The sequence below is a fragment of the Hymenobacter aerophilus DSM 13606 genome (genome assembly GCF_000382225.1).
GTDB classification, from domain to species: Bacteria; Bacteroidota; Bacteroidia; order Cytophagales; family Hymenobacteraceae; genus Hymenobacter; species Hymenobacter aerophilus.
Map to the genome: position 1 here is coordinate 169,033 of NZ_KB907802.1, position 19,251 is coordinate 188,283.

General features: G+C 63.5%; 13 protein-coding genes. 9 read left to right on the forward strand and 4 right to left on the reverse strand.

All coding sequences use genetic code 11. The features are described from left to right. The first annotated feature begins 263 nt into the window (after positions 1-263). The 5 genes from H145_RS23610 (at position 264) to H145_RS0103550 (ending at position 7,489) form a co-directional block, all read left to right on the forward strand. Positions 264-4,733 (forward strand): Ig-like domain-containing protein, encoded by a 4,470-nt coding sequence (locus H145_RS23610; RefSeq protein WP_083937653.1) that lies wholly within the window; start codon positions 264-266, stop codon positions 4,731-4,733. 93 nt (positions 4,734-4,826) lie between these two features. After that, a complete protein-coding gene (locus H145_RS19800; protein ID WP_019946757.1) occupies positions 4,827-5,018 on the forward strand; it encodes a PID-CTERM protein-sorting domain-containing protein in 192 nt (63 codons plus the stop codon). Between the two features lie 73 nt (positions 5,019-5,091). Next, entirely contained in the window at positions 5,092-5,664 is a 573-nt protein-coding gene (gene xrtX / locus H145_RS19805; protein ID WP_157541088.1) for an exosortase X, read from the forward strand. A 76-nt stretch (positions 5,665-5,740) separates the two neighbouring features. Then, positions 5,741-6,163 carry an XrtX-associated membrane protein gene (locus H145_RS0103545; RefSeq protein WP_157541090.1) on the forward strand — a complete coding sequence of 141 codons (423 nt, stop codon included), beginning with the start codon at positions 5,741-5,743 and terminating at the stop codon, positions 6,161-6,163. A 468-nt stretch (positions 6,164-6,631) separates the two neighbouring features. Next, a complete protein-coding gene (locus tag H145_RS0103550; protein ID WP_019946760.1) occupies positions 6,632-7,489 on the forward strand; it encodes an alpha/beta fold hydrolase in 858 nt (285 codons plus the stop codon). Here the strand turns inward: H145_RS0103550 and H145_RS0103555 are convergent. Together H145_RS0103555 and H145_RS0103560 are read right to left on the reverse strand one after the other, a co-directional pair. Continuing rightward, positions 7,486-8,214 carry a helix-turn-helix transcriptional regulator gene (locus H145_RS0103555; RefSeq protein WP_019946761.1) on the reverse strand — a complete coding sequence of 243 codons (729 nt, stop codon included), beginning with the start codon at positions 8,212-8,214 and terminating at the stop codon, positions 7,486-7,488. The genes H145_RS0103550 and H145_RS0103555 overlap by 4 nt on opposite strands. Before the next feature lie 172 nt (positions 8,215-8,386). Beyond that, positions 8,387-8,587, reverse strand: a complete 201-nt coding sequence (locus H145_RS0103560; RefSeq protein ID WP_019946762.1) for a hypothetical protein — start codon at positions 8,585-8,587, stop codon at positions 8,387-8,389. 99 nt (positions 8,588-8,686) lie between these two features. Here H145_RS0103560 and H145_RS0103565 point away from each other — a divergent pair, with 99 nt between their 5' ends. The 4 genes from H145_RS0103565 (at position 8,687) to H145_RS0103580 (ending at position 16,601) form a co-directional block, all read left to right on the forward strand. After that, positions 8,687-11,482 (forward strand): type I restriction endonuclease subunit R, encoded by a 2,796-nt coding sequence (locus H145_RS0103565; RefSeq protein WP_019946763.1) that lies wholly within the window; start codon positions 8,687-8,689, stop codon positions 11,480-11,482. Positions 11,483-11,502: 20 nt separating this feature from the next. After that, positions 11,503-13,185 carry a restriction endonuclease subunit S gene (locus H145_RS22480; RefSeq protein ID WP_071595112.1) on the forward strand — a complete coding sequence of 561 codons (1,683 nt, stop codon included), beginning with the start codon at positions 11,503-11,505 and terminating at the stop codon, positions 13,183-13,185. A gap of 12 nt (positions 13,186-13,197) precedes the next feature. Then, positions 13,198-14,850, forward strand: a complete 1,653-nt coding sequence (locus tag H145_RS0103575) for an ATP-binding protein (protein ID WP_019946765.1) — start codon at positions 13,198-13,200, stop codon at positions 14,848-14,850. A gap of 287 nt (positions 14,851-15,137) precedes the next feature. Then, positions 15,138-16,601, forward strand: a complete 1,464-nt coding sequence (locus tag H145_RS0103580) for a type I restriction-modification system subunit M (RefSeq protein WP_019946766.1) — start codon at positions 15,138-15,140, stop codon at positions 16,599-16,601. A gap of 228 nt (positions 16,602-16,829) precedes the next feature. Here the strand turns inward: H145_RS0103580 and H145_RS19815 are convergent, their stop codons facing one another. Then, the gene (locus H145_RS19815; RefSeq protein WP_157541094.1) at positions 16,830-18,587 is read right to left on the reverse strand and encodes a DUF5723 family protein; all 1,758 of its coding nucleotides are present in this window, start codon (positions 18,585-18,587) and stop codon (positions 16,830-16,832) included. Between the two features lie 117 nt (positions 18,588-18,704). Then, positions 18,705-19,136: a hypothetical protein gene (locus H145_RS0103590; RefSeq protein WP_157541097.1), complete on the reverse strand. Its 432-nt coding sequence runs from the start codon at positions 19,134-19,136 to the stop codon at positions 18,705-18,707. Positions 19,137-19,251 lie beyond the last annotated feature (115 nt).

The window sequence follows — 19,251 nt, forward strand, 5'->3', positions numbered from 1 at the left end:
ACTTCGACAGCCCCGGCGGCAACCAGCAGTATCCGCTGCTGTCCCAAAGGCCCGGCTCGCCGACGCTGAACGGCAGCCCGGGGCGGACGCCTCAGCCGGGCTGGCGCGGGCCAACCGTGCGCCCGAATGCCCCCCTTTGCAACCCCAGCGCGGCCAGGGCACCCAGGAGGCAGGGGGTGAAATAAGTTGACTTACCCAGCTGGCGGCCGAACTACCGGGCAGCTTTAGCGCCTGTTTTCTTTCACTTCTTTCATCCTCTTCTTATGGACCCACTTTTCCCCAAGTACCCGGTAGCCCGCTGGCGCGGGCTGCTGGCCAGCCTGGCGCTGCTGCTACTACTGTTGCTGCCCGCGCTTAGCTGGGCGCAGGCCCCCTCGGTGGGGCAAGTACTCAACCCCGACGGCACGTTGCGGGCCGGGGCCAAAGGCTCTTTCTCAACGGACGGCTACCGAATGGGGCAGAACCCGGAAACGGGTGCCCCGGTGTTCCGGCCTGGTGGCGCGGGTGACGAGAAGTGGCAGGATGGCTTTAGCCTGCCGGGCGTCAATGGACAAATATTTGCCGTGGCGCTGGACGGCAGCGGTAACTTATACGCGGGGGGAAACATCCGTATGGCTGGGAATACGCCGGTCAACTATGTGGCCAAATGGAACGGCACGAGCTGGAGTGCCCTGGGTACGGGCCTCAATGACCAGGTCAGTGCCCTGGTGGTGGATGGCAGCGGAAACCTATACGCGGGGGGAAGCTTTACCACTGCCGGGGGTGGGCCAGCCAATCGCGTAGCTAAGTGGAACGGCACGAGTTGGAGCGCCTTGGGCACGGGCGTAAATGACTTTGTTAATGCTGTGGCCACAGATGGCAACGGCAACGTGTACGCGGGGGGGAATTTTACTACTGCCGGGGGGGTGCCAGCCAACCGCGTAGCCAAGTGGAATGGCACGAGTTGGAGCGCCCTGAGCACGGGCCTCAATGCCTCAGTTGCCGCCCTGGCCGTGGATGGCAGCGGCACTATTTACGCCGGAGGCTTTTTTACCACGGCCGGGGGCGTAGAAGTCAATCATGTGGCCAAATGGAACGGCACGAGTTGGAGCGCCCTGGGTGCGGGCTTATATAATGATGTTGTTGCGCTGGCCGTTGACCGCAACGGCAACCTGTACGCGGCGTCAGGCTTCTTCTCGTCAGTTCCGGGCACCGAGGACAGTAATATTGCCAAGTGGAATGGCACGAGTTGGAGTACCCTGGGGACGGGCACGAGTGAGCAAGTCAGTGCGCTGGCCGTGGATGGCAGCGGCAACCTGTACGCAGGAGGGCTCTTCACCACGGCCGGGGGTGTAAGGGTCAGTCATCTGGCCAAGTGGAATGGCACAAGCTGGAGCGCCTTGGGTACAGGCCTGAATAAATTCGTTTATGCGCTGGCCGTGGACGGCAGCGGCAACGTGTACGCGGGAGGCGCCTTTTCGGCGGCTGGGGGCACGACGGCCAGCTATATTGCCAAGTGGAACGGTACGAGCTGGAGTGCTTTGGGTACTGGCGCAGGCCTGAACCAATCCGTCATTACGCTAGCCGTGGACGGCAACGGCAATGTTTATGCCGGCGGGCTGTTTACTACAGCCGGGGGCACAGTGGCCAACCGCGTGGCCAAGTGGAACGGTACGAGCTGGAGTGCTTTGGGCAACGGGATTATGAATAACTCTGTCAATGCCCTGGCGGTGGATGACAAAGGCAATGTGTATGCGGGAGGGTATTTCACTGTGGCCGGTGGCTCGCCGGGCAACTATATTGCCAAGTGGAATGGCACGAGCTGGAGCGCCCTGGGCACGGGCATGAATAATTCAGTTCTTGCGCTCTCTATTGACGGTAGTGGTAATGTTTATGCCGCAGGACAGTTCACTACGGCCGGGGGCACGGCAGCCAATCGCGTGGCCAAGTGGAACGGGGCAAGCTGGAGTGCGCTAGGCACGGGCCTGAACAACTTTGCCAGTGCATTGGCTCTGGACGGCAGCGGCAGCCTGTATGCGGGCGGAACTTTTACTTCCGCCGGGGGCACAACGGCCAATTATATTGCTAAGTGGAATGGCACGAGTTGGAGTGCGCTGGGAACAGGACTTAACCTATCGGCCAGGACCCTGGCCTTTGATAGCAACGGCAGCCTGTATGCGGGGGGAAACTTTACCACTGCCGGAGATGTGCCAGCCAACTATGTAGCTAAGTGGAACGGCACAAGTTGGAGTGCGCTGGGAACGGGCCTTGATAAGGCAGCTGAAGATATGGCGGTGGACGGCAGCGGCAATGTCTACGTCGGAGGAAGCTTCAGTACGGCTGGGGGCGCGCCGGCTAATTATGTTGCCAAATGGAATGGCACGAGCTGGAGCGCCCTGGGTACGGGTCTGAATAACTTTGTGAGTGCCGTGGCGCTGAAAGGGAACGACGTATACGTTGGCGGCTCCTTCACCGCAACCGGCGACGGCTCGAAGACCATGGCGAGCTTCGGTATTTATCATCAGTCCGGGCCCACGGTAATTATCAGCAGCGCGGCCAGCAGCCCCACCAGCACCTCCCCGATTCCGGTAACAGTAACTTTTTCCGAAAGCGTAACCGGCTTTGTGGCCGGCGACGTAACAATAAGCAACGGCGTACTCGCAGGCTTCGCGGGTTCGGGCCCAACGTACACGTTTAACGTAACGCCCGCCACCGCCGGCACGGTAACGGTGAATGTGGCTGCCAACGCAGCTCAGGACCAGGCCGGTAACGGCAACACGGCCGCCCCCCAGTTCAGCATCCAGTACGCGGCCCCGGCCGCACAGGACCTAACCATCAACGGCGGTATGGCTCCCGCACCTACCAACATACCAGCCGGCACTTACAACACCATTACCATAACCGGAACTGGCTTTGCCCAACTCGGCGGACCAGTAGTAGTGAACGGGGCCTTTACAGTGCAAAACGGCGGCGGCCTGAGTACCAACTCCCAGGTCCTGACGGGTAGCGGCAGCTTCACGCTGGCCTCCGGTGGTACGCTTGTGATTAACGACCCGGCCGGCATTACGGCCAGCGGCAGCACCGGCGCGGTACAGGTAAAGGGCCTCCGCTCGTTTGCCGCCGACGCCAGCTACGCCTACAACGGCAGCCAGGCCCAGGTAACCGGCTCGGGCCTACCGGCCCAGGTGCGCAACCTGAGCACGAGCAACAACAGCCCGCTGACGCTCAGCGCCCCGGTGGGCGTGCGCCAGGTGCTGACCCTGGCCGGAGCCGGCAACCTGAACCTGAACGGCCAGGCCCTGACGCTGCGCTCCGACGCCAGCGGCACGGCCCTGGTCGTGAACTCGGGCAGCGGCGCGGTAACAGGCATGGCCACCATGCAGCGCTACATAGATCCCAGTCTAAACGCGGGCCTGGGCTACCGCCACTACAGCTCGCCGGTGCAGGCTACTACAGTTGGCGACCTTGCTACCGCCGGCTTCGCGCCGGTGGTAAATCCGGCCTATAATACGGCCGCCGACCCGGGCAGCGTGACGCCCTTCCCCACGGTGTACGGCTACGATGAGGCCCGCCTGACGGGCGCCAGCGCCACCAGCCAGGCCTTCGAGTTCGGCTACTTCTCGCCCGCCGCTCTGAGCAACGCGCTCGTACCCGGCCGTGGCTACACGGTGAACCTGGCCGCCAGCCAAACGGTGGACCTGAACGGTACGCTCTCGACCGGCACGGTGCCGATGGGCGCCCTCTCGCGCGGCCCGCAGGCCAGCGCCGGCTGGCAGCTGCTGGGCAACCCCTACCCCGCCCCGCTCGACTGGAGCCAGGCCCGCAACGGCCTGCCCACCGGCGTGATTGATGCCGTGTACGTCTACAAGTCGGGCAGCCAGTACGCCGGCACCTACCAGTTCTACCAGAACGGCTTCGGCACGCTGCCCGGCGGGCTTATTCCGGCCATGCAGGGCTTTTTCCTGCGCGTGAGCCAGAACGTGCCCAGCTTCAGCTTCCAGAACGCCTGGCGGGTGACTTCTTACCAGAGCCCGACCTTCAACCGCCCGACGGCCGACACCCGGCCCGCCGTGCAGCTGGATTTGGTGGATGCCAAGGGCAGCCGCGAGCCTACCTACGTGTACTTTGAAGCCGATGCCACGCCCGGCCGCGACGACCACTACGACGCCGAGAAGCTGCCTAACACCACCGGCCTGAACCTGGCCTCGGTGGCCGCAACGGGCGAGGCGCTGGCCGTGAACGGCCTGCCCGCGCTGAGCAGTGAGGTAGTGACCGTGCCGCTGATCGTGGACCTGCCCCAGACCGGGCGCTTCGCCCTGACCGCCGCCAGCCTGGCCAACCTGCCGGCCACCACCCTGGTGGAACTGGTAGACAACCAGACCGGCACGCGCCACGACCTGCGCCAGCTGCCGGCCGGCGGCTACGGCTTCTCGGCCGACAGTCGCCATGTGGCCGGCCGCTTCGCGCTCAACCTGCGGCCTAACGCCGTGCTAGCCACGGGTTCGGCCGCGCTGGCCGACCAGGTGCGGGCCTACCCCAACCCGAGCCGGGACCAGCTCACCATTAGCCGTCCGGCGGGCGGGCCGGCTTCGGCCGTGCTGCTAAACGCCGTTGGCCAGCAGCTGCGTACCGTGGCGCTGCCCACCACCGAAACCCGCCTGAGCCTATTGGGCCTGCCCACCGGCGTGTACGCGCTGCGCGTGACACTGGCCGGGGGTCAGACCGTAGTGCAGCGCGTGGTGGTGCAGCAGTAGCCTTACCGCCCCAGGGCCCGGTCGCCCCAGTGGTGGCCGGGCCCCTGGCCGGAGCATTTCCGCTCAACTTTCTCCTTTTAAAACCTTCCGACTATGCGCTTCTACTTTCTCCTCCTGCCCCTGCTATTGATGAGCACCGCCCTGCTGGCCCAGGGGCCGGGCCCCGGCGGGCCGACGCCCAACTCGCCCACCGCCGTGCCCATTGACGGCGGGGCCAGCTTGCTGCTGGCCGCCGGGGCCGCCTACGGCCTCAAGCGTCTGCGCCAGCATCGGGCCCGCAAATAAGTTCGACTACTGCTCCATCCGGGCCCCTGCCAACGCGGGGGCCCGGATTGTTGTCTTCCCTTTTCCCTGTCGTATGCCTTCTTCTTTACCTCTTGATTCCCCGCTGGATGCGGGCCGGCAGTGGCTGGCAGCCCGGCCACAGATGCGGTTTCTGCTGCTGGCCGCCGGCTTCTACGCCCTCTGGGTGCTGGGCTACGAGCACGGCCTGGAGCGCGCCGGCCACCTCGACGATGCCCTCTCGGCCAATCTGGCCCTGGTAGCGGCCGGGCTGCTGCGGCTGCTGGGCATGGCCGCCGGCACTGACCCGGCCGGCCCGACCACCGTAACTATGCTGGGCCGGGCGGCCGTGTACGTGGGCAACCCCTGCAACGGGCTGGTGCTCTACGCCTTGTTTGCCGGCTTCGTGCTGGCCTACCCCGGCAGCGGCCGGCGGCGGCTGTGGTTTATTCCGCTGGGGCTGGCGGTCATCTACGCTATCAACGTGCTGCGCATTGCCCTGCTGGCTATCAACCACACCTACTGGTACCACACGGTCGAGTTCAACCACCACTACACCTTCACCTTCGTCGCCTACGGGGCCATTCTGGTACTGTGGCACCAGTGGGTGCGGGGCCATAGCCCGCTGCCGGCGGCCGCGCATGGCTAGGGCGGCGCAGCGGCTCACGCCGGTAGCAACTGCTCCGGTTTCAGCTGCTCCGAACCGGCTAAGCACCCGCCGGCTTGTGGTAGCCGTAGCATTGGGGTTGGCGTTGTTTGGGCTCGGCCAGTTTGATGAGCCGCTGTTTGCAGTGCTCACCCGCGGCTGGCAGACTGTCCTCGGCGGGCTGGGCCCGGCCGCCCAACGGCTGGGGCAGCCCTCGGGCCTGAGCACTCACGGCGTGGTCGTGGGCCTGAGCTACCGCCTGCTGTATATGCTGGTGAGCGTAGCGCTGCTGCACGTGCTGCTGCGGGGTCGCCACGCACGCGCTATTGTGGTGGGCTACGGCCTGGCTTTCGGGTTGAGCCTGGCGCTGCTGCTGCTGGGGCAGCGAGCCGGCGGGGCCTGGGCAGCGGTGCAGGGCCACCGGCTACTGGATTTGATTAGTTCGCCGCTGGCGTTGCTCCTGCTCTATGGGCTGGTGCTGTTGCGCCGCGCTAAACGCTGATATGGTTTGAACGCCTGTTTATCCTTTCATATGCACGCGGGCCAAAACGTCGTTCAAGCCTCTGCAATAAACTGGCTTGCTGATTGACCGGCTTTTCCCGAAAGCAACTGGCAGTAGTTGCAAGGCCGGGATTGACCGATAAATCCACGTGGTAGCGGTCCGTTGTCCCGATATCGGCTTCAACCCCGACGGCCCCGGCGCCCTGGATTACCGCTGGCCCCGCCGATTTGAACTTGACCTGAAAATCAACTTATATTAGGGTCGGCAGATGGTTGGTTAAGACAGAAAAAGAACGTCATGCTGCGCTTCGGCAGGCTAACTGCCCGCGCAGCCTGGCTCCCTGGCCGCCTCTACGTCACCTGCCCGGTTTAGCTTTCGCCCACTCTTACGCCCTGGCCTATGCCTTCTGCTGCTACTTCTTCCAGCCAGTCGATGGCCCCAGAACGCCGGAATCTGCCCCGACCCCATATGCGCCCCTTGCCGGGCATTGTCATTACCCTGGCTACGTATGAGGGAGGCGACCCCACGGGCACTCCACTCCTGTTCATCCACGGCAATTCGCTGGCGGCAAGCATTTTTGAGCGGCAGTGGGCGGACCCCGAGTTACAGTCCTTCCGGCTTGTGGCCCTGGACCTGCCGGGCCATGGTCAGTCGCCCGACGCGCCGGAGTGGTACGCGCCGGCGCAGCTGCGGCGCGTACTGGTGGCCGCCGTCCGGGCGCTGGGCTGCGAACAGGCCCTGGTGGTAGCGCATTCGTACGGAGGGCATCTGGCGCTGGATGTGCTGCCCGACCTGCCCGAGCTGCTGGGGTTGCTGCTGGTGGGTACCCCCCCGGTGAGCACGGCCCCGGATTTGGCCGCGGCTTTCTGCCTTACTGAAACGGGCGGGCTGTTCTACGCCCCCACGCTCACGGACCAGCAAACCACGGCGCTGGCGCGCACCTGCCTGCGGGCTGGCGGCGACGAAGACGAGGTGCACCTGCTCGAAGCCGCGTTGCGGCGCGCCGACGGGCGGATGCGAACCGCACTGGCCGCCAGCATTGGGGCTGGCGAGCTCCTGGATGAAGTGGGCATTGTTGCAGATACGGCCCGGCCGTTGGCGTTTATGCTGGGGCAGGATGATACGCTGCTCAACCCCGCTTATTTCGCGGGCCTGACCGCCCCATCGCGCTGGGGGGAGCCGGTGCTGCTGGTACCGGGGGCCGGGCATTTACCGTTTTTAGAGAACCCGCCGGCCTTCCAGGCACTGCTGCTAGCCTTCGTGGCCCATGCCAGCCAGCCAGCCAGCCAGCCAGCCAGCCAGCCTCATAGTAAGGCAATAGCTTAAGGGTCGAGGTGGCGGAGCAGATGGCTCAGGTCGCGGGTGCCCAGCTTGCGGCCGATGTTCCGCCGATGCGTCCCAACGGTATGGCAGCTCAGGAACAGCTGCCCGGCAATCTGCTGGGAAGTGTAGCCGCGCAACACCAGGCTGAGTACCTGCTGCTCCCGCGGGCTGAGGCTGTCTGCTTCGGCGGGCATGGCGGCCGCGGCGCTCCGAACCCAGGCGGCAAAGTCGGGGTGGGAGAAATGAAACCGCAGGTCGTTGGTGAGCTTGTGGTGGGTGATGTCGGTGTAAATGCTGCCCACCAGCACCAGCCGGCCGGCTTCATCCAACTGGATAGCGAAGTTCTGGCGCAGCACCCGCACCCAATGGCCCGCCACATGACGCAGGCGATAGTCAACGGAAAAGACATGGCCGTCCACCTCGTGCCGGCACTGGTCGGCAAAACGGGCCGACAACGCCGTGGCCTCAGCTACGAGCGGGGCATCATCGGGGTGCATTCGGGAGTAAAGCCACTCGAAGCTGAACTCGGCCGGCGGGCAGCCCAGCAGGTTTTGCACTCCCGGACTGCAGAAATGCACCTGCAGCTCGGGCAGCTGGGCTACGAGCATAAATTGGGTGTAGAGCAGATGCCGGCCCATTGCGGCGGCAATCTGCTGAAGCTCGAGCGCCGAGTAGATAGTCCGTTCCGGCGGGTGCAGCTGCTGCCACGTGGTTTGGATTAAGGCCAAGGTAGGAGGAGTTATCTGCATAGCATAGTTTGACTTTGTTCGATAGCCAGGCTAAGAGCAAACCAGAACGGGTTGCGATGAAATATAACTTTATTTTTATACCGCTGCACAAAAGCGGCCACTACCTCCCGTCAATGGCACGGCCGGGTGTGCTCGGGCGCGACGACTATCGTCAGGCCTGGCCCACCACCATCACGTTCTGCAGGCGGGTGATGTAGGCGGGGATGCGGTGTTTGGCGCGGCCCAGCCAGGGGGCGGCGGACCGTGGCCGAAGCAGGCAAGGTAGCGGCTGGAAGAGGGGAGCGATACGCAGCTGGCGGAGGTTTACCCGCTGCGGTGAGCCTAATAACAGGGCAGTGCAGAAAACCCGCATGACGGAAGGAAAAGCGGGGCAGCTTCGGTAGATTTGCTTTTCCCGGTGCGACGCGCCGGGGCTGTTGCGCTACTACTACCCTGCTATCCTACCCCGCCCATGCTGACGCCCGAACAGAAGGCCCGTGAACTGATTGATGCGCAATTGATGGCGGCGGGCTGGGTGCTGCAGGACCGGGACCAGCTCAACCGCACGGCCGCGCTGGGGGTGGCGGTGCGGGAGTTTCCGACGGCCTCGGGGCCGGCCGACTACGCGCTGCTGGTGGAGGGGCGGCTGGTGGGCGTGGTGGAAGCCAAGAAGGAGGGCACCTCGCTGACGGCCGTGGCCGAGCAGACCGCCCGCTACCTGACCAGCGCCACCAAGCACGTGCCGCGCACGGCCGAGGAGCTGCCCTTCGGCTACGAGGCCAACGGCCACGAAATCCGGTTTCTGGACCGGCGCGACCCGGAGCCCCGCTCCCGGCCGGAGTTCTGGTTTCATCGGCCGGAGACGCTGCGCGACTGGGCGCGGCAGCCGGCCACGCTGCGGGCGCGGCTGCAGGAGCTGCCCGCCGTGGAGCCCGCGGGCCTGCGCGCCTGCCAGGTGGAGGCCATCCGTAACCTGGACGTGAGTTTGAAGCACGACCGGCCGCGGGCGTTGATTCAGATGGCGACGGGCTCGGGCAAGACCTTTACGGCCGTGACGGCAGCCTACCGGTTGATAAAGTTTGCCGGGGCCAAGCGCATTCTGTTTCTGGTGGACCGGGGCAACCTGGGCCGGCAGACGCTGCAGGAGTTTCAGGCCTACACCACTCCCGACGACGGGCGCAAGTTCACGGAGCTGTATAACGTGCAGCACCTGACCAGCAACCACCTCGACGACGTGAACAAGGTGACCATTACCACCATTCAGCGGCTGTACTCGATGCTGCGGGGGGAGGCCGAGTTTGAGGAGGGCAACGAGGAACGCTCGGGCTTCGAGCTGCCGGCCGACGCGGTGAGCAAGCGGCCCAAAGAAGTGGCCTACAACGCGGCGCTACCGCCGGAGACCTACGACTTCATCATTATTGACGAGTGCCACCGCTCTATTTACAACGTGTGGCAGCAGGTGCTGGAGTACTTCGATGCCCATTTGATTGGGCTGACGGCCACGCCCTCGAAGCAGACGTTCGGCTTTTTCAACCAGAACCTGGTGATGGAGTACAGCCACGAGCGGGCCGTGGTGGACGGGGTGAACGTGGGTTTTGACGTGTACCGGATTGAGACGGAAATAACGGCCGCCGGGGCGCGGGTGGAGAAGGGCAGCTCGGTGAAGCTGATGGAGCGCCAGACCCGCCGCCGCCGCTGGGAAACGCTCGACGACGACCTAGTGTACACGGGCAACCAGCTGGACCGCTCGGTGACGACGCCCGACCAGATCCGGACGGTGCTGACCAAGTTCCGCGACGAGCTGCCCCAACTGTTTCCCGGGCGCGTGCACGTGCCCAAGACGCTGATTTTCGCCAAGACCGACCACCACGCCGACGAGATTGTGGATTTGGTGCGGGAGGTGTTCGGCAAGAGCAATGACTTCTGCAAGAAGATAACCTACGGCACGACCGAGGGCAAGCCCGACGAGCTGATTAAGCGCTTCCGCAACGAGTTTAACCCCCGGGTGGCCGTGACGGTGGACATGATTTCGACGGGCACCGACATTCGGCCCCTGGAGTGTTTGATATTCCTCAGGGACGTGCGCAGCCGGGTGTACTACGACCAGATGAAGGGCCGGGGCACGCGCACGATCAGCCTGGACGATTTGCGGCTGGTGGCCGACCAGGACGTGGAGGCCAAAACCCGCTTCGTGATAGTGGACGCGGTGGGCGTGACGGAAAGCGAGAAAACCGAAACCACCCGCACGGAGCGCACCGGCGGCATCAGCTTCGAGAAGCTGCTGGAAGCGGTGGCGCTGGGCAGCGAGGAGCCCGCGCACCTGCGCGGGCTGGCCACCCGCCTGGCCCGGCTGGACCGGCAGCTGACCGACGAGGACCGCGCCACCGTGGCCGCCCACGGTGGCAGCGGCGGCCCCAGCGTGCAGCAGCTGGCCGGCCGCTTGTTTGATGCCGTGGACCCCGTGCGCCAGGAAACCGCCGCCCTGGCCCTGGCCGAGCAGGCGGGCGCAGCCGAGCCCACCGAGGCGCACTGGCAGCAGGCCCAGCAGCAGCTCACGGCCACGGCCACGGCGGCCCTCAACGACCCGGCCCTGCGCACGCTGCTCACCAAGCTGCACGCCCAGAAGGATATGGTGATTGATCTGGTGAGCAAGGACCGGGTGATTAACGGCGGCTTCACGACCCAGCACTCGGCGGAGGAAGCGGCGCGGCGGCTGGCCCAGAAGCAGGTGGATAGCTTTACGGCCTTTATTGCCGCGCACCGCGACGAGATAACGGCGCTGCAGGTGCTGCACAACCAGCCCTACCAGCGGCGGGCCCTAACGTACCGCGAGATAAAGCAGCTGGCCGAGGCCCTGAAGCTGGAGAGCCCTCCCCTGCTGCCCGAGCACCTGTGGGCGGCCTACGAGCAGCTGGAGCAGAGCCGGGTGCGCGGGGCGGGCCCCAAAACCCTGCTCACCAACCTCATTAGCCTGGTGCGCTTTGCCACCCAGCAAACGGAAGTGCTGGAGGCCTACCCGCTCACGGTGGAGCAGCGCTACCAGCACTGGCTGGGCCGGCAGCAGCTAGCAGGGCGGCTGTTTACGCACGAGCAGCTGGGCTGGCTGCACATGATGAAGGACCGCATTGCCACCTCCCTGAGCGTGAGTGCCGACTCGTTCACGCTGCCGCCCTTCATCGACCAGGGCGGCTACGGCCGGGCCCGGGCGCTGTTCGGCGACGCGCTGCCGGCGGTTATCGAGGAATTAAACGACGAACTGGCCGCGTAAGCAGCTGTTGAACCAGAAGAATGCAGGAAGAACAGGAATTGCCGAAGGGCTGGGAAGTAGCTAAGCTTGATATAATCATGACACCTGTTCGCGGAATTGCATTTCCGAAAGAGGTAAAAGCTCATGCACCTGCTGAAGGCTATTTGGCTTGTTTAAGAACAACTAATGTTCAGAAGAAAGTAGAATGGGATGACTTATGGTTTGTTCCTAAAAAATTTGCTAAGCGAGAAGACCAACTTATAAAGCATTTAGATATTTTAATTTCTACTGCCAATAGCTATGAGCTAGTTGGCAAAGTAGCTCAAGTACACGAAATACCTTATCCTTCTACCCTTGGAGCCTTTATTTCACTTCTTCGGGTAAAGTCACCATTCGATGCCAAGTTCTACTACCACTATTTGTCATCATCAACTGTTCAAGAATCAATTCGAGCTTTTGCATCCACTACTACCAACCTATCTAACGTTTCAACCGGCAAGCTTGCAACTCTAGACGTAATTGTCCCGCCCCTACCCGAGCAACGGCGCATTGTGGCGAAGCTGGAGGAGCTGTTTAGCCGGCTCGATGCGGGCGTAGCGGCGGTGCGCCAGAGCCAGCAGCTGCTCAAGCGCTACCGGCAGTCGGTGCTGCACGCGGCCGTGACGGGGGCGCTGACCAGCGCCTGGCGCACGGCCCACCCCGCACCCGCCGAAACCGGGGCGGCGCTGCTGGCCCGCATCCGGGCCGAGCGGCGGGCGCAGTGGGAGGCGGCCCAGCAGGCCAAGAACGGCGGCCAGCTCCCGCTGAACGGGGCCTGGAAGAACAAGTATCAGGAGCCCGCCGCGGTGGACACCACTGAGCTTCCGGAGCTGCCGGAGGGGTGGGTGTGGGCTTCCATGCGTGAGCTAGGTGAGGTCCGTCTAGGCCGTCAACGCGCTCCACAACACCACGACGGACCCTATATGCGCCCTTACTTGCGAGTTGCAAATGTGTACGAGGACAGATTCGACTTGCGAGATGTGAAGGAAATGAACTTCACCCCCGAAGAATATGAAATCTATTCTTTGCGGGAAAACGACATCCTGCTCAATGAAGGCCAAAGCCTGGAATTAGTTGGGCGACCTGCATTGTACCGAAACGAAGTGCCTGGAGCCTGTTTCACGAATACATTGGTGCGATACAGAGTATGCCAGCAATTATTACCTAAGTACGCCCTCTCCGTTTTTCGCTCTTATTTGCATACCGGCACTTTTCAGAAGATTGCCAGTTGGACAACAAGCATTGCGCACCTTGGCGCTGATCGATTCGCCAACCTACATTTCCCTCTCGCCCCCCTAGCCGAGCAAGCCGAAATCGTAGCGGAAGCGGAGCGGCGCCTCTCCACGATTGACGCGCTGGAACTCACGCTGGCGGCGGAGCTGAAGCGGGCGGAGCGGCTGCGGCAGAGCCTCCTGCACCGGGCCTTTACCGGGCGGCTGGTGCCCCAGGATGCGACGGATGAGCCGGCCGGGGAGCTGCTAGGGCGCCTCACCCCCCAACCCCCTCTCCAGAAGAGAGGGGGAGCCAAGGCCGCTGCGGCTGCGGGGGCTGCGGAGGCTCCGGCGGCCGGGGAGGGCAAGCGGCGCGGGCGGCCTCGCAAGGTGGCGGCGGCGGCGGATGGGGCGGCGCCTGAAGTAGCGGAAGCACCGCTGCCGGTGGGCACTCAAACTACCTTGGGCTTCTAAACCGACTGCCCCATGAGCGAAACGCACGTATTCGAGAAGAAGAGCTACCGCAAGGCATTCGGCCCGAGCCCCGACCTTAATGACCTGGCCAAAACCTGCGTGTGCCTGGCCAACGCCCAGGGCGGCAGCCTGCTGGTGGGCATCGAGGACCAGGACGAGGAGCCGCCGGCCGGGCAGCAGATACCGCAGCGCGAGGTGAACGAGCTGGTGAAAAAGCTCAGCAGCCGGGCCGTGAACGTGAGCCTGACGGCTCCCGAGCTGCTGACGGCTGCCAACGGCGGGCAGTACCTGCGCCTGACGGTGCAGCCCTCCCTGCACGTAGTGGCCACCACCTCCGACGGCAAAACCTACGCCCGCCTCAGCGACCAGTGCCAGCCCGTGACGGGGGAAGACCTGCACCGGCTGGTGTACGAGAAAACGGGGCTGCAATGGGAAATCAGGGTGGTACCCGACGTGACGCTGGCCGATTTGCCGGCGGAGGAAATCCACTTCTTCGCGGAACGGGTGCGGGCGGCCGGAACGGTCAGCGCCTTTGTACTGGGCAAGTCGGACCAGGAGCTGCTGGAATACTTCAACCTGCTAACGGCCACCGGGCAGGCTACGCACCTGGGGGTGTTGTGGCTGGGCACGCCCGCGCAGCGCGCCCGGCTCAGCTACGGCCTGCAGGTGCAGTATGTGGTGTATGACGAGCTGGAGCGGAAGGTGCGCAAGGAAATCTGGCTGGACCACCACCTGAACCCGGCACGCCTGCTCGACGACCTGCTGGCGCGGGCCGTGGAGCTGCGCTACGCCCACGAAATTCCGATGGGCAGCACCCGCCGCCAGGTGCGCAACTACCCCGAGGCCGTGCTGCGCGAGCTGCTGGTGAATGCCTTTGCCCACCGCCTCTACACCACCGCCGCCGACGTGTTTGTGGGCGCGTACACCGACCGGCTGGAGATTACCAGCCCGGGCGGCCTGCCGCTGGGCGTGACGCCCACCACCATTCTGCACGCGCAGAAGCGGCGCAACCCCCACCTGATGGCCACGTTTCAGGCCACGGGCATGATGGAAGGCGAAGGCTCGGGCTACGACCTGATTTATGAGCAGCTAAGCCGGGAAGCCAAGCCGCTGCCGGAAGTTGATGACAGCGGCCAGTCCCTGCGCGTAACGGTGCAGTCGCAACTGCCGGATGCGGCCACCCTGCGTCTGCTCGATTACCTGGCCGGACAATACACGTTCAGCCAGAAGGAAATGATTGCGCTGGGCCAGTTGGCGCAACACCGGCGCCTGAGCGCCCTGGCCCTGGCCGCCCGGTTGCAGCTGCCCCAGACGGAGCGGCTGCGGCCCTGGCTGGCCCGGCTGGTAGAGCAGAAGCTGGTGCTGACGCAGGGCGCTACCAAGGGCACCTACTACGCCCTAAGCCCCACACTGTACCAGGCGGCCCGGCTGGATGAGCGCCCCACGCTCCGCCCCCTGGACCCGGTACTGCTACGCGCCCGGATTCTGGAAGACGTGCGCAGCCACCCGCAGTCGGCCCTGGTCGATATTGTGGGGCGGGTTGGCTCAGACACGGCGACCAGTACCGTACAGCGGGCCGTGTACGCGCTGGTAAAAAGTGGGGAACTGTTGGCCAGCGGGGGCCGCCAGCAGCGGCGCTATTCTATTAGCCAAATAAACGAATGAATTCATTCGCATGACGAATGAATAGCTGGCCGACTTCCTGCTTTTTTCGGCCTTTCCGGGTAATTTTGGCGGTTTTTATTCATTACGAATGATTACGAATGATTACGAATGATTACGAATGATTACGAATGATTACGAATGATTACGAATGATTACGAATGAAGACCGATGTAAAGAAGCGGCAGAGATGCTTTGACAAGCTCAGTATGACACGTCTTTTTTCAGCATGACGGACTTTTAGTTTCTTCCTCTTCCATCCCCCATCAACCAACATGGCTCACCCTACTTTGAATACTACTGCCCAGGCCCTCGTGCAGCGCGTCTGGAACTATGCTACCGTGCTGCGCGACGACGGCGTGGGCTACGGCGACTACGTGGAGCAGATTACCTACCTGCTGTTTCTGAAGATGGCCGACGAGCAGCTGGGCAACCCCAACGCGCCCACCGTGCCGGAAGCCCTGAGCTGGGCCAGCCTGCGGGAGCTGGAAGGCGACGCGCTGGAAACCCAGTACCGCCATATCCTCACCGACCTGGCCAAGGAGCCGGGGATGCTGGGCGTCATCTTCAAGAAAGCCCAGAACAAGATTCAGAACCCGGCCCGGCTCAAGCACCTGCTGGTGCTGATTGACCGCGAAAACTGGTCGGGCATGGGCTTCGACGTGAAGGGCGAGATTTACGAGGGCCTGCTGCAGCGCAACGCCGAAGACGTGAAGGGCGGCGCCGGCCAGTACTTCACCCCGCGCCCCCTGATTCAGGCCATTGTGGACGCCGTGGCGCCGCGGCCCGGCCAGACCATCTGCGACCCGGCCTGCGGCACGGCCGGCTTCCTGCTGGTGGCCCGCGACTACCTGGTGGAGCGCTATAGCGCCCAGCTGGACGAGGACGAGCTGCGCTTCCTGCGCGACGGCACCTTCCACGGCTTCGACATTGTGGACTCGGTGGTGCGGCTGGCGGCCATGAACCTGTACCTGCACGGCATTGGCGGGCTGGAAAGCCCCGTGCGCAACCAGGATTCGCTTATCGGCGACCCGGGCACGCGCTACGACCTGATTCTGGCCAACCCACCCTTCGGCAAGAAAAGCAGCATCACGGTGCTCAACGAGGAAGGCCAGGCCGGCAAGGATACGCTCAGCTACGAGCGGCCCGATTTCGTGGCCACCACCAGCAACAAGCAGCTCAACTTTTTGCAGCACATCTACACCATTCTGAAGGTGAATGGCACGGCGGCCGTGGTGCTGCCCGACAACGTGCTGTTTGAGGGCGGGGCGGGCGAAACCATCCGCCGCAAGCTGCTCCAGGACTGCGACGTGCACACGCTGCTGCGCCTGCCCACGGGCATTTTCTACGCCCAGGGCGTGAAAGCCAACGTGCTGTTCTTCGACAAGAAAACCAGCGGCGAAACGGCCCGCACCAGCAAGCTGTGGGTGTACGATTTGCGCACCAACCAGCACTTCACGCTGAAGACCCGCCCTCTGAGCGACGCGCACCTGCAGGACTTCGTGCAGTGCTACGGCCGGCCCGGCGAGCGGGCCCAGCGCCAGGAAACCGAGCAGTTCCGCCCCTTCGGGCTGGACGAGCTGCTGGCCCGCGACAAGGTGAACCTGGATATCTTCTGGCTCAAGGACGACACGCTGGAGGACAGCGCCTCGCTGCCCGCCCCCGATGTGCTGGCCCAGGAAATAGCCGAGAACCTGCGGGCCGCGCTGGCCGAGTTCGGCAGCATTGCCGAGGAACTGGAGGAGGTGGAGTAGCCGAAGGGCTGCTACTGCCAGCGCCAGCGGGTGAGTCTTACTTAACTGCTGTTACGCAGGTGCCGCGCGGTGTAGGGGCGGGGCTTGTCCCCGCCCGCCGTTCGCACCGTTTCAACGACCACCGTTCAATGGTCATCGCGCAACGATACTCGTTCAACGGCGGGCGGGGGCAAGCCCCGCCCCTACACCGCGCGGCATTAGCCTAAATACAAGGCTGCGTAACAGCAGTTACTTAACAGGCTCGGGCGATGCCGTTGGTGCGGAAGTAGGTTCAGGCGTCGGCGTCGGTACGGACGTGGGTGTGGGCTCGGACGTGGGTGTGGGCACGAGCGCGGGCTCGGACGTTGGCACAGGCGTCGGCTCGGAGGTCTGTACGGGCTCAGGTGTTGGCGGGGGCTCGGACGTCGGCGTGGGTTCGGGCGTGGGTTCGGGCGTCGATATAGGCTCGGACGTGGGCGTGGGCGTGGGTGTGGGTTCGGGGGAAAGTGCGGGCTCGGATGTTGGTACGGTAGTAGGCGCCGACGCTTTCTTTCCCTTCGCGGCTTTGTTTTTGCGCTTAGAGTGGGCCCAGGCCAGGAGCGAGAATTCGGCGTACACATTGGCCCCATACGGCTCACTGGACTCGAACAGGCCGGCTATATTATTGGAGCCGACCGTCAGCGGGCCAAAGCGTACCATGGCTCCGTAGGCCAGCGTCTGGTAGTTATTGCTCAACGATATGGGCGTAGCCAGCTCCAGCCAGCGGGTTTCCATCCGGGGAGTGAGTGCCGCGTACGAAAAATGCCGCATGCCCGGTGCGAAGCGGGTGCGCAGCCCGTGGCTTACGGCTACGTTTGCGTAAAACACGCCCTTCAGCTTATAGTCAACATCTATGTTCAGGGCCGTGGGCAGGCCCGCTCTGAATTGGTTTTCACGGTCGAACTTCTGCGTGCGCAGAATATGATTGATTTTGGTGTCCACATTGTCGGCCGTAAGGCCGCTAAGGTCAGCCTCGCTTACCCCCACGTTGCGCAGGTTTATATTCTGGAAGGCCACGGCCTGCTCGCGGTAGCGGATGGAGCCGATATCGGTTACGGCCACCGAAATCCGGTACTTATACTTGTTCCGCCCCTGGTCGGGGCCGGTGCCACGCTGCAGACCCAGGCCGCCCGACTGCCCGGCGTCGGGGCGGTATTCGTAAACCACCCCCAGGTCGGCCCCCCAGCCGGAACCGGGCGAGCCGCCCGACGTGAGCCATTTGGCGGCCGTTTGCACATCGATATCGTTGAAAGCGTTGGGGTTGGAGTAGGCAAACGAGCCCGTGTAGGAGTTGAGCCGGATGATGGTATCCCCGACCTGCGCGGCTTCCGGCACCACTTCAATATCGGCGTTTTTAGCCTGCAGATGAGCAGAACCGATGCCCCTCAGCAGTTTAACCGTTATGCCGCCTTTAAGAAAGTGCTGCTCCTTTTCAAGTAGCACCCGGCCATAGGTGGCATCCAACTCGGCAAAGCCATTCAGATTGAGGTTGAAGGAATTATCCTTAAGCCGGTTGGGCAGCTCGAATTCATCTACTGCCGCCTGCAGAAAATCACCGGCAATGTTGTTGCCCTGCAGGGCCGTTCTCACCCGGGTGCTCAAGGCGAAACCGTTTTTTGGCCCCAGGCTAAGTAGCAGGCCCGGCCCGCGCACGGCAATACCCATGCTAGAGAGCTTTGGCCGGCTGTTGTCCGAATTGGCTTGCAGGTAGGCACTGGAGAAGTCGACGGAGTTGGGCGAAAGCAGGCTGCCGGGTCCGGAGTAGCGGTAAGCGGTGTTTGTGCCATGAGCATCGACGGCTAGGAGCTGCACCTGAAACCGGTAGCGGTTATCGGCCACAGTAGCCGGATTCCAGGCCGTGCCGGTCAGGCCGGAAAAATTGCCGTGGCCAGGGTTAAATAACTGCTGGGCCATTGTTTGGCCAGCCGTAGCAGCCAATAGCAAACTGCAGAGGTAGCGTGATTTCATGCGGCAGGGGTTGAGAGATGGCACAAGTGCTCGTGTTCCGGCAGTATCTGGCTGCCAGCAAAAGCGCGTTAGCGGCCGCGGCCGGCTGGGCTGGGCGCCGCGTAGTTCCGCCGCCGCTTAGCGCCGGGTGAAGGATAGGGTATACAGCTTACCAGCACTGGTATAGCTGAGGGAGAGCCGGCTTTCGGTCAGCTCCGTTATCTGCCGCTCTCCCCGCAGGCCACTGCCGATATCGAGGTTCAGCAGTCGGTCTTCTTCTGCCAGAAACCAGGTGCCCTCCAAAGTCTGGGGCGTGGCCGGATTGCAGCGCGAGGGCCCTTCGTCATAGAGCAGCCGGTCGGCTTCCTCAAAACGCAGAAAATCATCCTGGTCACAGGGGCTCAGGTCGGCATATACATCCTTCACGGTACCATTGCTGGTTATCGTGCCGCCGCTGCGCATCCAGTCCTTGCCAATCAGCAAGCTGCGGTCGTCTGGTGGGGCGTCCTCTTTGGTGCAGGCTCCCAGCAGGGCAATAGCCGCCAGACCAAGTCGTAGAGTTGGTTTCATGTTAGTAGAGAAAAGAGGATGTGAAATCAAATACTCCGGGCATGACAATCGCCCTGGCGTAGCCGCGCCAGCCTAGCCGCAGCATGGCTCCTGAGTTGTTTGAAGCTATTCTAGT